The sequence below is a fragment of the Rahnella sp. PCH160 genome, assembly GCF_047784855.1.
Lineage (GTDB): Bacteria > Pseudomonadota > Gammaproteobacteria > Enterobacterales > Enterobacteriaceae > Rahnella.
Genome location: NZ_JBLOGT010000001.1, coordinates 2,811,347 through 2,827,280, shown reverse-complemented (window position 1 = coordinate 2,827,280; position 15,934 = coordinate 2,811,347). Strand labels below are relative to the sequence as shown.

13 protein-coding genes are annotated in these 15,934 nt (G+C 47.2%); 2 read left to right on the top strand and 11 right to left on the bottom strand.

Going from position 1 to position 15,934, the window contains the following annotated elements; all coding sequences use genetic code 11:
* Positions 1–17: 17 nt before the first annotated feature.
* From ACM5QY_RS13085 to ACM5QY_RS13040, 10 genes are all read right to left on the bottom strand, one after another.
* Positions 18–947, bottom strand: coding sequence for an HNH endonuclease (locus ACM5QY_RS13085; RefSeq protein ID WP_271311551.1), 930 nt, complete (start codon positions 945–947; stop codon positions 18–20).
* Positions 944–1,987: an AAA family ATPase gene (locus ACM5QY_RS13080; RefSeq protein ID WP_416121129.1), complete on the bottom strand. Its 1,044-nt coding sequence runs from the start codon at positions 1,985–1,987 to the stop codon at positions 944–946. Before ACM5QY_RS13080 ends, ACM5QY_RS13085 begins: the two co-directional genes overlap by 4 nt.
* Complete coding sequence (locus tag ACM5QY_RS13075; RefSeq protein WP_416121127.1) at positions 1,984–3,258, bottom strand: AAA family ATPase; 1,275 nt, start codon at positions 3,256–3,258, stop codon at positions 1,984–1,986. Before ACM5QY_RS13075 ends, ACM5QY_RS13080 begins: the two co-directional genes overlap by 4 nt.
* Positions 3,259–4,574: 1,316 nt before the next feature.
* Positions 4,575–5,606 carry a fimbrial protein gene (locus tag ACM5QY_RS13070; RefSeq protein ID WP_416121125.1) on the bottom strand — a complete coding sequence of 344 codons (1,032 nt, stop codon included), beginning with the start codon at positions 5,604–5,606 and terminating at the stop codon, positions 4,575–4,577.
* 5 nt (positions 5,607–5,611) lie between these two features.
* Positions 5,612–6,130 carry a fimbrial protein gene (locus ACM5QY_RS13065; protein WP_416121123.1) on the bottom strand — a complete coding sequence of 173 codons (519 nt, stop codon included), beginning with the start codon at positions 6,128–6,130 and terminating at the stop codon, positions 5,612–5,614.
* 39 nt (positions 6,131–6,169) lie between these two features.
* Positions 6,170–6,769, bottom strand: coding sequence for a fimbrial protein (locus ACM5QY_RS13060; RefSeq protein ID WP_416121121.1), 600 nt, complete (start codon positions 6,767–6,769; stop codon positions 6,170–6,172).
* A 7-nt stretch (positions 6,770–6,776) separates the two neighbouring features.
* On the bottom strand, positions 6,777–7,517 hold the full coding sequence (locus tag ACM5QY_RS13055) for a fimbria/pilus periplasmic chaperone (RefSeq protein ID WP_416121119.1): 741 nt from the start codon (positions 7,515–7,517) through the stop codon (positions 6,777–6,779).
* Positions 7,518–7,572: 55 nt separating this feature from the next.
* Positions 7,573–10,101, bottom strand: a complete 2,529-nt coding sequence (locus ACM5QY_RS13050) for an outer membrane usher protein (protein WP_416121117.1) — start codon at positions 10,099–10,101, stop codon at positions 7,573–7,575.
* Positions 10,101–10,652 carry a fimbrial protein gene (locus tag ACM5QY_RS13045; protein ID WP_416121115.1) on the bottom strand — a complete coding sequence of 184 codons (552 nt, stop codon included), beginning with the start codon at positions 10,650–10,652 and terminating at the stop codon, positions 10,101–10,103. The genes ACM5QY_RS13050 and ACM5QY_RS13045 overlap by 1 nt, the downstream gene beginning before the upstream one ends.
* Positions 10,653–10,727: 75 nt before the next feature.
* Positions 10,728–11,255 carry a fimbrial protein gene (locus ACM5QY_RS13040; protein ID WP_416121113.1) on the bottom strand — a complete coding sequence of 176 codons (528 nt, stop codon included), beginning with the start codon at positions 11,253–11,255 and terminating at the stop codon, positions 10,728–10,730.
* Between the two features lie 334 nt (positions 11,256–11,589).
* Here ACM5QY_RS13040 and ACM5QY_RS13035 point away from each other — a divergent pair, with 334 nt between their 5' ends.
* Both ACM5QY_RS13035 and shiA read left to right on the top strand, forming a co-directional pair.
* A complete protein-coding gene (locus ACM5QY_RS13035) occupies positions 11,590–12,231 on the top strand; it encodes a helix-turn-helix domain-containing protein (RefSeq protein ID WP_416121111.1) in 642 nt (213 codons plus the stop codon).
* Between the two features lie 324 nt (positions 12,232–12,555).
* Positions 12,556–13,875, top strand: coding sequence for a shikimate transporter (gene shiA / locus ACM5QY_RS13030; protein ID WP_416121109.1), 1,320 nt, complete (start codon positions 12,556–12,558; stop codon positions 13,873–13,875).
* Positions 13,876–13,954: 79 nt separating this feature from the next.
* On the opposite strand, the gene dhaR is transcribed toward shiA, so the two are convergent.
* Positions 13,955–15,883: a dihydroxyacetone kinase operon transcriptional regulator DhaR gene (gene dhaR / locus ACM5QY_RS13025; protein WP_416121107.1), complete on the bottom strand. Its 1,929-nt coding sequence runs from the start codon at positions 15,881–15,883 to the stop codon at positions 13,955–13,957.
* Between the last annotated feature and the right edge of the window lie 51 nt (positions 15,884–15,934).

The following is a 15,934-nucleotide window of genomic DNA, read 5'->3' as shown; positions in this document are numbered from 1 at the left end:
GCCAGACTATTATCGCGTTAGTGCTCCGCCATAGCCGCTTTAAACCCGATCACCCAAGCTGTTGCCATTGCCGAATAGGGTTGATCCACTGAGGTCATCTGCTTCAACTCTTCCCCGGTCCACTTCATTAGCAATTCCAGCTTGCGATTAATGCTCACCTTAATCTCATCAGATATCGGCGTAGCCTCAATCTCCTCGACAAGTTCACCGAGAGAAATCAGCATTTCACCTAAAAACACCAGCCGACGCAGATAGCGCGTCCGCTCCTGCACGAGACCTAGTCGGTTAAGACCGTAGATATGAATTGAGGTGACTCCGCGCTCGCTTGGCCCTTCGCCAATCGGGATCGCCAGACTCACCGGCGGGTTGCCAATGCTGACAAACTGTATATGCTCGTCGGGATTGTCATAGTAAGGGTTGAGCAGCAGTGGCGACTCGGCCACATAGTTTTTATCTTCCGGCATAAGCCTCTGCCCACCGCGCGCGACAGGAAAGCTGTCCTGCTTACCTGACGAATTACGTGATTGCGTCTGGCGAGCCAGCAGTACACTAAGTTCGGTTGCCCCATCAACCAGCCGCTGTTTGCGCTTGCGGTTACAGTCAATGCAACTTGGCAGGAGATTATCCCAGTCCATCGCCAGCCACCAGTAACCCGGATGTGCTGCGTCCTCGCTAACAGCGCCTTTGGGGCGATAATGTTCTATGTCCACCGGTGCGGAGGCCGAGAAGAAGCTCTCACAATAGGCGCATTTATAATGAAACAGCGCGTTAAGCCGCCATTTCACCTCATCGGCTTTATATGCGACAAAATCGTAACTCTCTTTTTTCTCCCGCTCTACGGCATAATGTGCCCTGGAGCGTTCCAGTTCTGTTGTCCCATCTCTTTTCTTCGCATTCAGAGCTGAGGGGGGTAACGTCTGCTCCTGTGTGCGGATGACCTTTCTCATTGCAGTACCTGCTTCAGAATATCAACAATTTTATCCTTTGTGCTTTCCCGCAATGCCGCACGTAAGTTCGGCGTTTCCCGATGCCGTTCCTGCAAATAATTCGCGACAGCTTCCTGCACCAGACGATGCGCTTCCGACGTCCCGACGGGCATTGCTGAGGCGATATCTTTCTCGAACGAGTCAAGGACTCGCTTTTCCACGTCATTTAATGGGATCGCTTGCTGCTTCTTTGCCAGCAGATCAGCCACGTGGGCCATCTGCTGGTTTATTTTCGGCTCAACAGTGGAATAGAGCTGGAAGAAGTCGGCAGTCAGAAGCTGATCTACGCGCAGGGTATCGATACTCGGCAAAGCGGTCAATATCTGAACTACAATGGGTAATTCATCGCGCCATACCAAATTCTCATTCACCGTTTTTTGCAGTACGACCACTTCGCCATCGCACATCCCCCGCAGGCAAAGCGGATCGTGAGTAGTGACAATAAAGGTCATATTAGGCAGCGCCCGACGCAATCCCTTCATTATCTGCATTTTCCAGCGGGGATGAAGGTGCGCTTCAACCTCGTCAATCAACACCACGCCCAGAGCGCTATCTAGCGTCTCAAAGTTAGGATTAAATTGCGGATTCATCAGCCCTGCCATGATGTCGCATACCATCGCAAGCACGGAACGAAATCCCGATGAGACAATGTTAAGCGGAGTGCGAATACGAACAGACTCACCGTTTTGTTGAAGCATCGGCGTGACGATATAGCACACCCCCAGCGCTTCATCACGCTCAACAACGTCAAACTCCTCTTCTATCGCTAGTACATCACGTAACGCCCGGATCACCATATTGAAGTGATATTTTTCAAGTCCCAACAGCCAAGCCTGTGGGTTGCCGAGCAGGTTGCCCTCAAAAAGATTTCGCACTGGGTGATCAGCGACATACCGGTGCTGCTTATGCTGGTAATGACGAAAGGCACCATACGCGAAGACCGGCCCAACATTAAAGTCTTGTTCCCGATTGATCCGATAACCTCCCTTTTTGAACGTCATTTTGAGCTGTTGCTGTCCTGAGCTGAGAATATTGACATAGGCGGTATCAGAGCCGTGCCCCGGTTCCCCCCCATGAACTGCGGATCCAGCACATAGCTACGCCAGTTAAGTGTGAGTTTTTTTCTTGCTGCCTCGGTGGTCAACGCCAGTGCAATACCCTCAAGGATTGAACTCTTTCCGGTGGCATTTTCTCCAAGGATAAGCACCGCTGGTGCTATCGGTGAACCATCATCATCTACTGTCGCAGAGGTGATCTTCAGCTCTATCTTTTGCAGCGATTTGAAATTTTTAAAATCAACCCCGCTTATTCGGGCTGGTTTTGCGCCAGTAACCTCTTCGTCGCTGAATTCGCCGTTTAGAAGCGGTTCTTCACGCTGGTTCTCCCTTATTGCGTCAGTAAACCATTCCAGCCCGCGTGGCTCTTTAAGCAACGGTAAAAACAGGCGGTTAATCCTTGCCGGAGAGAGATTTGGTTTTGGCCCTTTGTACGTGCCGATTTTTTCCGCCAGACGCCGTAATAGCAGATACCAGCTCCCCCCAAATTCAAGTTCTGAAAAACAGAACAGCGTTTTGAGTTCGCCGGAGGAAGAGTGCTTAATGGCACTGGTAAAACCTTCAAGGTACTGACTAAAACGAATCGACCGCTGTGTGACCAGTTCATTGCGATTAAGGCCAAAGGTATTGATGGTTTCATTTCCCGCTTCAGATCGCGCGACAAATCGACCTTCAACTTCCACCGAAAAATGGGTGTAAAAGTTCTGAAGTTTGCATGGATCTAACAACAGAGCTCTCTCTTTAGGTGGCCACTCTGGCCACAGTCCTGTACCGCTTTCTAGATACTGCATATACATCTGTTGCGTGGGGATAGGCGCTCGGGCCCCTTTCACCGGAAAATAGTTACGGCTACGCACGTTACACTCTTCACAGGCTAGGTAGAAGTTCTGCCAAGCATTTGCCAGCCAGGCATAGTAAATATGGCTATCCGCCAGCCCGTAATGTGGCTCTGCACCGTTCACGGGGCGAAAATAATTTATGTTCAGTGCTAACGTTTGCGATTCGCAAAACGCACAGCGGCCACGAAAAAGCGAGTGAAGCGCGGGCAGTACGCGGGAATAGCTATCAGACTGAATACTGCTTTGCGGGACGCGGGTTTGCGCACGCTTACTGGGATCCAGTTGCAAAAACTGCACCATCCGCTCCCCGTTGCTAAAAAGCTTATTATCCCGTAATTCCTCCGGCGGCGGAACACGCCGTCTGTCAATGTACTGCATCGGTACTCTCCTCAAGTTGCGGATCTGAGCCAGCGTCATCGGTTAACTGTTAAGAATCCTTTAGGTTTACGGGCAGCACATTCAAGAGCCCAGTGAGCAACTGCTCGAATGCAAAACCATGTCGCCGCTTTGCGGTCGCGTCAGAATCAAGCGGCAGTCTTGTCAGCTCTTCGTATTCTCATTTGATTTGATCGGGACTGTTCATTAACACCGTCATTTTCGTAAGAAGGTGTATGCAAATTCTCCTAACCTGGAATTTCCTGTTAGCCGGGTTAGAAGGTGTTCATATTTTTCTGTCAACCAGCCACACCTCACGGAAAAGCGCGTATTCCACAACTTTTACGCCCTTTTAGATGCATTCTTTGCATACCAAAAGCGAGGGGAATCACCACTCCGCTTCAAGACTACATACCGCTCGCGAATTCCAGATAAGCCGCTTGATTTGTATTTAGAGAAATCGAGCGTGAAGATGAGGCTTCGTTTTCAGGATTTGAGTACTTCGTCGAGTCAGCCACGCTCTGCCCACAGGATAGTGCCCTCATCCTGATGTCTACCCCTACGAGCATCTGGATCTGATTGCCACTCACCCCGAACGTCGCTTTTCAATGCGAGTCTATTTGTGCGGTCATATTACTGCCGCTCACCATTGTCGGGGGCAGTCCAAGCAACTTGTTTATAGCCAGTCTACGCAAAATCTGAAACTGCTCAACTGGTTAGTTAGGGGCGAATTTTACGCACGAGCGCGGTTTTCAGTTCTGTTTTTGGCAGTCTCTCTTTGACCAAAAACCTTTTCACACAACCTATGCACAGAACAGGCCTCCAGGTATTTGCTCGGGTACAATTCCGAGATGGAGACAGAAAAAACACTACTATCGTAGATATAACCATGATTACCATTACCAAATGAACGTAGACCGCTCAAATCGATTTATGTAACCAGTAACTATTGGTGGTCATTCTGGGGGTCTTGACAGAAAGGGAATTCAAGTTTAGCTTGCTTATTAGCCAGTTACTGGCAAAGGCGATCCCAGTCAGAGGAGCCAAATTAGAAACGCCCGCTTAAGGAAACTTAAGCGGGCGTTTTGCTTTTCGGCATCTTGGAAAATCTCTCTATGATTTAGATTGAGTCATTTTAGTTTGAAACTGAAGTATCCCAAATGTCTGCTAACGATTCAAAAACTCTCCGCCTTAACTTTTAAGTAATTATTACTCATATTCAATATTTCTATAAATCATGTCTAAAGAATAAATCAGTTATATTTACCTTATTGAAAATACTTTCCCAAATTAATAACCTTAGCTAAAGAAATATAATTTTAAAAATATTCAATTTTAATCACTAATGAAGCATCTATTTTTCCGGTATCAAGCGTAGAATCAGAAGATTTTTTTTCCAGAATAGCCTGGAAAGGATAGCTAAATGCGGTATCCCCCTCTCTCATTGAATCTGCAGACATACTCTGTTTTTTGTTTAGATCAATAACTGTACCTTCGCTGTTAAGAATGGCGATATCGACGCCACTCGCGCATTCTTCACAGGTATTATTATCAATTTTCCCTGTAGCGTTCATTGTGGAAGAGGAAAAGGTCAGCTTTACAGAGTTAATGAAGGTATTCATATCCGAAGAATTTTCACATTGAGTAAAGAGCAAATTGAAGCTCTTTCTAGCCAGCTCAGTTGTCGTCGCAGAATCAATATTGACATCACCAAAATCAACAGCTTTTACATAGGTTTGCATCACGCAACCTGAGACCGTGAAGCTTATTGGAGCAGAAATTTTTGCCGTGCCCCAATGACCATAATTGGTACTTGAACTCACATTTAAATTCACATCCATATTTTTAATAGTCACATTGTAGACACCATAATGGTCAAAAGGCTTACTTGTTCTGACCACGCGGCCGACTAAATATCCTGCTTCGCTGACCGTTGAACCCCCTTTACCCGTATTTATAATAAAGATATCTTGCCAACCACCGCAGCTAATACTTACCCCTCTGTAATCGTACCAGATTACCCCTATACCGTTTGTGCCAAGAGAGCATACATAGTCAGAACCTAAACGTTCAACTTGCGATCCATTCGGTAACAGCTGAAAATGGAATTCAGAGTTATCCCAGGAGCAGTTTACTGTCATCGGGTCAACAGTCAAAGTTGCTAAAGTTTCTCCATCAGTAGCTTCGTTAGGGTTTGTATTATTACTTACTAATGAGAATGGAACATCATAATACCCGCCATTTTGGGGAGTGTTTGCTGAACATGGCATGCCTGCTTCTGCTGCATAACAGGGAATAAAATGTAACACAGAAATAATACTGATGATGATATATAAGAAAGATTTAAACATAATAATTACTCATAACTAATAACGAACGTGGCTATTGAGGAAAAGTCACCTAAACCGATACCGTCATTGGCAATAGCTGCAGAACTTGCTTTCACATAAGTGTAAAAAAGCAGATTCGTTGTTCCATCTTGTAAGTTCATAGTGGGCGAAGTTGTATTAATAGGCAAAAGGACACCATCTGAAGTATCAATTCCTATAGCAATCCCTTTCGCACTGCCCGTGACAGCCAGATAGTCTGACTGTTCACTGTCTGCCGTTCCTGAAAACGTGACTTTTGCGTATTTTATGGATGTAATATCACAACCTGATAACTGAATAATCAACGGTTGTTTCGGTGAAACCCCATTGGCAATAAGGTATTTATTAATAATGCTCCCAAAATCAATTGTTTGTTCTGCGCTTGCAGAACTCAGTGTGCAAGCACCATGAGACAAACTACCGGTAAAATTTGCCGTAAAACTTGATGCACAGGCGAATGAATTAAAGAAGACCAGTAAAACCATAGAAAAAAATTTTATCTTCATTTCCGGCACTCATATTATTGGATTATTTAAAATCATTATTTAATAGTAATACATCCTAAAATCTATCGTCGCTTGAAAAGGTGCGAAGGTAACCTTTTCCGCTGTGCGTTCAAAGGCAACACTGTATTTCAATATATTTTGACCCGAGTTTAAAAAATGTGGGGCGCTAAATTTCCCTAAAGGAATTGCATGCAGATTTTCATCAAAGATGCGTAATCCTAAACCGCGCACACCTTTTAACTCTACCAGATCGGGATTTACGTCGCTTCTTTTCGATACAAATTCCATATAGAGCAGAGGCTGATCACTTGACCACGAAACAGCACCACTGCGCAGATTTTGAAGACGTGATTGAGACACAATGCAATGATGGAGTTTAAAAATTAAGTCTATCTTTTTCCCCTGATCCCCGGGCTTAATAAATTGAGAGTTATTCAAATTCCCCAATTCAATCTCCTGAAAATTGGAGGTCATATCCATCGCGCATGGAGCTTCTGTCATTATGCCTGAAATGTTTAATTCGCCATGCATGCCTTCAACATTCCAGTTGTCACTGTTCTCTGCCCATGAAAAAGGGCTGAGGAATAAATTTACAGCTAAACATATACCCGCCTGAATCGCGAAAAACTTTGTCTTCATAATAACGCTATTCAACTTTATCTGCGGTTACTTTGCATTCACTGCCATTACAGGAAAAGTATAATGTTGGACGACCACCGTAATCATTCACATAGGTAAGCATAGGACTACTACCCAGTTTATTTGACCCGAGGTCCATACTGCTTTTCGGCGCAACCATTATTGGTTTAAAGGAACTGTTTGCGATTGTACTACCGTTAGCACGAGCATTAATAATTGTGATGTAATAAGATGTTGGGTTGTTAATTTTAAAACTGTCCCCTTGTTTAGTCAGCGTTAATTCTTTTTGCCAGGTTGCAGAACTACTTTCCTGCTTAGGGATAATTCCTACAGGTCGATAAAATAGTTTCACGCGAGTTTGTAAAGCAAGCTGTAATACGTTGGATTTATCACTGCGCGGAGGGATTTCACGCAGATTGAAATAAAACAGCGACTCACGATCCTGCGGTAAGGTATTTATTCCTGCCAGCGTCTGGATTTTCACCTGACTTTTGGCGCCGGGTTCCATGCGTTGTACAGGAGGAAGAATCGTTAGCGGGGAATTGATTTTATTACCCTTTTCATCTTCAATCCATGCTTGTGCCAGGTACGGCAGTTGCTGGTTTTGGTTACTAATATTAATACTCAGTGCTTTCTGATCGCCATTAAAAATAATGCGGGTGCGATCCATTGAAATGGCAGCTTCACACTGAGAAGAGACAGCGACACCGGCTAACAAAAAGAGACTTATTACACATTGCTTGTTCATAAAACACCTAAATATTTTAGCGCCCCAGGCGCTAAATTAACGATAAAAAGAGTCATTAATTTACCGAGTTAACACAAGGCAACAGCAGATTAGCAGGTGAGCCATCGCTATTTTCTGTCTTAATAACTTTCGGTAGTTGTATTTCACACTGCTGTTTTCCATCCCAGGCGACATTCATTTTCTCGCCGGAATTCATACCCGTGAGATAAACCATTCCATTGTCATTCACTATTCCCGTCTCATGGTGGTCAACATTGAAAACCGTTGCGCCAAACGGGGGAACTGATCCATCTTTCAGGCGAATGATAGCCATCATTTTTTCGCCCGCAATCACATCAAATTTACGATAGCCGATGGCTCCTTCAGTCAGCGTTGCCTGAGTCACAGATTTAACCGCCTCAACGTTATCAGCCAACTGAGTTACATTGATATTCGCATTGGTGCGATAGTAGCTGTTAATGCCAGAAAGAACCGCCTTGCCAAAATAGTTCGAATGCGTCATTCCACTTCCACCTTGTACCGGTATTCCGGCTACGCCATTGGTATCCACCATCAGGCGCGTTTCACCAGGTGAACCAATATTATGTAATGCCGCGCCCTCTGGCGTCGCTGTCATACCACCGGTAACAGAAAGCCCACCCGAACTATAATCACCTTCAGAGTAAGCTGCTGTTGCAGTCATTTTTGCAATGTCACCATTGTGCGTATAATAGCCATTGAACGAGGTGTTATTTTGAGATCCCAACCCCGCTGATACGCTATAGTTATTATTAGCATCGACCATTTTGTTGTAACTCATGCTCTGAGTTCCTGAGTCTCCACCATATTGTCCGCTGTAGCTCAATGAGGCATTTCCGCCTAAAGGGACTGCAATGCTAATATACGCAGTGTCATCGGTAACGCCCTGGTATTTTGAACGATAGAGTGACAGATTAACGCTAATATCGGTAATTTTACCGAGGTCAAAACTCTTCGATAATGAAATATTAAAGCAATCGTCCGCAGGATTGTCCCAATATGTCTGGTGACTGTAGTTGGCATACAGACTTAGTCCGCTGTCTTTAAACTGCTTATTAAAGGTTATGGTATACATCTCTTTATCGCTTTCACTTTGGTTATCGCCATAGCGTGCGTCCAGATAATTATCCATACTCATAAATTCTTTTTCTGAGAAGCGATAACCTGCGAAGGTAATTTGGCTATCATAATCATCAAATCGTTTGGAATAGCTTATGCGGTAAGAATTACCGGTGTGAGTTCCATCCTCCAACTGCGCGTTTGAACGCGTAATGTCGAAAGAAATTGCACCCAGCGCCAGTAAATCACGACCAATGCCCACTGAAGATTCGTTATAACCTTCCGAACCCAGCAAGCCGCCGTATAAGGACCAACCGTTGTTTATGCCCCATGAAAATTCGCCAGTACCAAATACAGGCCCCTCTGAATGGTGCTCAGAGTCATCCGGCTTGCCCGCTGCGGCTTTGAAGCGAACCGAGCCCGGGCGCGGCAAATACGGAATATTTGCAGTATCAACCTGAAATGTTGAAACAGAACCATCTTGTTCACTGATGGTCACTTCCAGCTTGCCTGATACGGCATCATTCAAGTCCTGAATACGAAACGGGCCAGCTGCAACCTGTGTTTCATACAACACCCGTCCCTGCTGCTTCACCGTCACTTTAGCGTTAGTTTTTGCCACGCCGGTAATTTCCGGCGCATAACCACGCAGATTTGGCGGCAGCATATTGTCATCAGATTTTACGCTTACCCCTGCAAAGCGGAAGTTATCGAACATATCGGAAGCGAGGTAATCTTCGCCCATCGTCAGCTTTGCATTCCACGCTTTCAGCGCACGATAAGCATAAAAGCGACTCCAGTCCCAGGAATTGCTTTGTGCGCTATCGTCCGATGCAGAATTTTTTTGTGCTTGCCAGTCCGCGCGCATACGCCACGCACCAATGTTCAACCCGGTCGTTCCGTTGCCGCTGATATCGGTTGTTGCTTCATTGTTTTGCGGGCGATTACGCTGAGCGTTCAAATTATAATCGAATAGTACACCGGACAGGCCGTTATCCCAAAGGGAGGGGGGATCCCAGTTTTCTGCAGTATATTCCAGGTAAGCTTGCGGTATATTTAAATACAGTGCATTAGTCCCGATATCTGCTTTTACCTGCATACCTTCCAGAGAAGTAATATCCAGACACTGGCCGTTATTCCACCACTTAAGGCTACTTTCATACTGTTGCTTAAGCCCTAATAACTTTACCTGCTCGGGAGATAAACAGACCATGCTACCTTTAGGGTCATCTTGCGGTGCCATAAAGATCAGTGGCTGATCCATTAAAGTCTGTTTGTTAATATGAATATCCATTTGATATTTCCCAGGCATCACGAAACCCTCGCGTGAAAACTGGGAAATATCAATGTTCTTTTGATCTTTAACATCCAGCACATCTGTATTGAATTCGACAACATCAGCGCTAAAGGCAGGGATACTATGCAGTACCAGCGCCGTCATGATTGCCAGCAGCGATAAAGGATACTGTCCGATTGATGTTCTTTTCACTGTGGTTTTGTTAGTCATCAAAAATAATCCAGTTTATATCTTATTACTGAATGATAGTTCCCTGCTTGTAATGGATTTTTATCCTTTTCAAGGCGTAAGTGATAATTAATTCCAGAACCATCCACTTCCGTTGCGCCTATTGTTATTGCGTGACCCGGCAATATCGATTTTCCATAATTATCTCGAATGGAAACACCAAACCCCGTCGCCCCACCATCAATGCCAAACAAATCATCATCGAAAATGTCACCTTCAAAAGTAACTCTTAAATAATTCCAGTTTGTTTGTGTACTATTTGTTGTTAACGAACAATTAATAAAATTGATAGTGAATATTGTCTCTGCACCGTGTCCAAACTGTTCAATCTCTGCGGCTGTTACCACGCCCAGGCTGAGTGTTTGATCACGACTGTTGAAATCTATTGCGCAGGCGGAATTTATTATTGAGCCCTGTAATGTTGCACGCCCATGCATTGAACCCTGATTTGTATTGAAATCAGAATTAACAGAAGCATTAGAAAATAAAGACCAGAATAATATAAATAAAAACAAAGGTCCGCTGTAATACATCAAGTTGGCCTTTACACGGAATTGTTCTGTGTTATCCGGTGATATGATTAGAAATACACATCACCGGATGTGGACTTAGTTGTAGCTAAGGGTAAAGTTTGCAACGCTTGAGAATGAACCAGGGACAATAGTTGCGGAAGCGCCGTCACCTTGCAGGAAGGCTGAGAAATCCAGCTCATTACTGCCGGCTACGATAGGACGTGCCTTGGTTTTCTCACCCAAAATGATCGGGCTGCCGGAACCATCGATCAGTGCAATACTCGCACCACTCGCAGAACCTGTAATACCCAACAAATCCTTATTACCGGTGCTTGGTGAACCACTGAAGATTACATCAACGTCCTTCAGAGTGGTTGTGTCACACTGGGTCAGCAAAATTTTAAAAAGAGCCGGGTCAGATCTGCCGCTATCTTTTAACACTACGTTTGATACTTCACCCAATGGGATGGTCTGATCGACCGATTCGGGGGCGATTGAACAAGGTGCGTCAGTAATAGAGCCCGTAAAGTGAATCGTACCGTGTCCCTGATCTGTTGCTGCCTGAGCACCGGAAACCATAACCATACCAAGGCCGAGAGCTACTGCGATTTTTGAGAATTTCATCAAAGTTTTCCTTACACATAAATTTTCTATATTTAAGATTAAATAAGAAAAACACATAATCTTAAATTGGCTTACGACTTAATCGTGGGCTTATATTATATGTTGCTCCAACAGCTGCAATCTCAGGACGTGAATGATATTGGATTGAAAGTCCAATACTGTACCCGAAATCCAATAACCACATTTTTTCTCTATTGCATATAATAAGAACCCCCACTTATATTTAAATTAATGTAGGGGTTTACTTTGAACTTCCGTGGGTTTTTGTGCTTAGAATAATTCATTAGAATGCGCTATAGTTCATTAGACTTACCGTGACTCTGATGAGGATATTATGGACAACGCATTTAGTGACCTGCTGGATGTGGAAAAACACTATTTTTCTGCGCTAGAAAAAGTTTTCTCAGCAACCGAAGGCGAAAGCGAAAAGCGCATTTGTAAACGAAACGAGCTATTTCTCGACCTGACACGAGATGATAAGTGCATTTGGCTGGTGAAATCAGGTTTGGTAGGTTTTTATCGTAAAAGCGACCGTCTACTTATCCACGAAACCCAGGCACCAGTAATTCTGGGGCTTGTACAGTCGTTCTATAGTGCCGACGTAATTGTCCTCGCACACACTGAAATAATTTTGCACGTCCTCCCGCGAGAAACCGCACTTAAAATTATTGAAACAGAAGGGTTGTGGCGCGAGGTAGCGCTTATTTTAGGTCGCATACTTAAATCCTATGTAAACCGCGATCTGAACATGGTCGCACAGGATGCTTATCATATTGTTAAGCATCATTTGAGGCTGCTGATGGCAATGTCCGTCGAGGAACGCTACGCCATTACGGCGACAAAATTTATTACCAGCCGGACGAAGCTTTCGCGTAGCCGGGTTATGGATATTCTCAGGCAGCTTAACGCAGGCAATTACATAACGATAAAGAGTGGGATCCTCGTGGCATTAAATACCTTACCGGATAAATTTTAACCCCTTTTCCCGCCTCTTACCTAGATCAGTCCTTCTGCAAGCTCGTGCTTAACGGTATGAGCCATTTTTTGAATTATGCTCTCACCCCGATTGTAAGTGGCAGCCATTGCATATCCCCTTCGCCACCGGATAATTATCTGCGCATCCGCATTCCCTGAGTCAAATCCCCCTTTCGTACCCGCTGATTTTGCAAAAGCGTTTTAACCAGGCGGTTGTCGCTGTAGTCTCAACAGCGGCTGAAATTTGGCTGTGTACAACGTAATAACTTTTTGCCTAATTTTAATAACAAAAAATTTAGAATTTTAAGGAACGGTCAGAACAACTATGGACTCCACGCTCATTACTCCCCGCCCCGATAAGGAGATACCTTCACTACACCGCGCACGCCGGGCTGCCTGGGGCAGTTTCGCCGGAGCGGTGGTCGACTGGTTCGATTTTTTACTCTACGGCATCACCGCAGCGCTGGTGTTTAACAGCGAATTCTTTCCGCAAGTCGACCCGGCGACGGGCACCCTTGCCGCTTTTGCGACCTTTGGCGTTGGCTTTTTATTTCGCCCGCTCGGCGGCATTGTTTTCGGTCATTTCGGTGACCGTTTAGGCCGCAAACGGATGCTGATGATGACCGTCTGGATCATGGGCATCGCCACCGCGTGTATCGGCATTCTTCCGTCGTATTCTGCGATTGGCTGGTGGGCACCTGCTTTGCTGGTGACTTTACGTGCCATTCAGGGGTTTGCCGTGGGTGGCGAATGGGGCGGTGCGGCGCTGCTGGCCGTTGAAAGTGCGCCCTCCGGCAAAAAAGCTTTTTACAGCAGCGGGATCCAGATGGGATATGGCGTTGGTCTGCTGCTGTCGACCGGGCTGGTGTCGCTGATCAGCAGCCTGACCACCAACGAACAGTTCCTGAGCTGGGGCTGGCGTTTGCCTTTTCTGTTCAGCATTGTGCTGGTGCTCGGCGCGCTTTGGGTGCGAAACGGTATGGAAGAATCCGTCGAGTTTGAACGTGCTCAGGTGGCGCAGCCCAAACAGACCAAAAAACGTCTGCCCGTGTTTGAAGCTCTGGCACGCCATCCTGGCGCATTTTTGAAAATCATCCTCCTGCGCCTGTGCGAGCTGCTGACGATGTACATCGTCACCGCGTTTGCGCTTAACTACTCGACGCATAATCTGGGGATGTCACGCGAACTGTTTCTGAATATCGGGCTGCTGATCGGCGGCGTGAGTTGCCTGACCATTCCGATGTTCGCCTGGATGGCCGATCGTTTCGGGCGTCGGCGTATCTACATTACCGGCGCATTCGTCGGCGCGCTGAGCGCTGTCCCGTTCTTTATTGCGCTGGATGCCCGCTCCATTGTGGGCGTGGTGATCTTCTCGCTGCTGCTGGCGAATATCGCCCACGACATGGTGGTCTGCGTGCAACAGCCGATGTTTACGGAAATGTTTGGAGCCGGTTATCGCTACAGTGGCGCGGGTGTAGGTTATCAGGTTGCCAGCGTGGTGGGCGGCGGTTTTACGCCGTTTATTGCAGCCGCGTTGCTGACGTTCTCCGGCGGCGAATGGCATTACGTGGCGCTTTACCTGATGGCTGGCTGCCTGCTTTCCGCACTGACGGCGATATTTATGAAGACGCCGCAGCAGAAGTAAATTGTAGTTTTGCTGCTAAACATGCCCGCTTAACTGTCTTTAAGCGGGCATTTTGCTTTCGGGAATGTATCAGCCTGCATCAGTTGGAATGGCTGCGTTTAAACTGACTGGCATCAATTTCGTATTGTTTCATTTTGCGCCACAACGTGGTTCGCCCGATGTTTAGCAGTTGAGACATTTCCCTCACCCGCCCACGGGTGACGCGCGCGGCGTGGATAATGGCCTCTTTCTCGATGGAAGAAAACGTCAGGCTGGCAGGCATCAGCGTTGACGGGTTATCGCCCGCCGGACGTTCAGAAAATAAGTATTCCGGCAAATGGCTCAGGCGGATACGGCCATTTTCACTGCTGATGGCAATGTTTTCGATGACGCTGTTCAGCTCAAAATCATTGCCCGGCCAGGAATAGGCCACCAGTTGCGCCAGCGCGTCGTCGTCGAGTTTCAGTTTTGACGTGAAGCGTTTTTCCAGACCGTGCAGCCGGTTATGCACCAGCGACGGAATGCTGCTGCGCCGCGCCCGCAGCGGCGGGATGACAATTTCGAACGAATGCAGCGCGTAATAAAGCTGACGGCTGAAGCGGTTCTGTTCAACCAGCGCGGAAAGATCGACCGTGGTGGTGGCAATCACTTTGACGTTCACCGGGATCAGCCGCCGCGCATCCAGCCGCGTAAGGACGCCCTGCTTGATCACCTGCAACAACCCCGACTGCAACTCAGGTGCCAGATATTCTATTTTTTCCAAAAATAACGTGCCGCCGTGGGCCAGTTCCAGACGGCTGAGTCGCCCTTTGGCATCATCGGTGGGCGCGTTGCCCATGAAATCCTGCCCCAGCGCGCTGTCGGCATAAAGCTGACAGTTCACCGCAATATAGGGGCCGTCAGCGCATTCGCTTTCATTGTGAATGGCCTGGCTGAGCAACTCTTTGCCCACGCCCTCTTCACCGCATAGCAGCACCGGAAAACTGCCCCGCGCCGCCTGTCGGCCGAAATGAATTAACCGGCGCGATTCCTGATCCTCGGCGGTCATCTGTTCGAACGTGTGGCTGACCTTGCCGAGCTGGCTGGTCATGAGTTGCCGCATCTGTTCTACCGGATGCAGCAGCATAATAAAGCTGATGCCCTGTTCTTCGACGATCGGCTTGAGGGTAATCACGGCGTCGATAAACTGATGCTGGCTCTCAAACGTCACTTCGGTGTGGTTCAGCCCGCGCGCATGTTTGAGGGCGCGGCGCAACAGCGCGGGCAGCGTTACCAGTTCGCTGAGATTTTTCCCCTGACTGACCTGCGCATCCAGATGCAAAAGCGTCGCAGCCTTCACATTCAGAAACTGCAAAACGCCCTGCTCGTTCCACGCCATCACGCCGTCGTCCATGCTTTCCAGCAAGCCGTACATCTGATTGAGATGCCGGTTGGATTCCGCCAGCAGGCTGTCGGTGATGAGCGAATTGCCCACCTCGCGCGCGACCGCCAGCGTCAGGGACAAATCCGACGTCGCCTGCTGCTCATTCAGGCAGCAAAGGGAAATCGAACCCGACAGCCGTCCGTGATTATCAAACACCGGCGTTGAGCTGAATGACCACGGATGCAGCGCCTGTTTAAAATGCTGCGCGCCGCTGGTTTTGACCGGCTGCCCGAGCAGCGACGCCAGCGATAACGCGCAGCTTCCGATAATACTTTCGGCGCAATAACTGCCCGCCACAAAACCTAAATCTGCCAGCTGCGCCAGCGTGTACGGGTCGCCGCAGCAGCAAAGGATACAGGCCGATTCATCCAGAATCAGCAACGCGCAGGGCCGGTTTTCCATGTATTCCCACGTATCTTCCAGTGCCGCCTGCCCGATGGTCAGCAGCGTGGTTTTGCGGCGGCAAATCGATTCAAACGTCAGCCCCTGCGCCTGATGCGGCGGCTGCCAGGTTTCGCGCTGCATAAAACGGTCACAGCGCTGCCATGACCGCGCGATAAGCGAAGACACCTCTTCTTTTCCCACATCCTGTTCCCGGCTTGTCATAACCTTTTCCGTTTATGTGTCATAAAAAACCCCTCTGTTCTGCATTTGTCA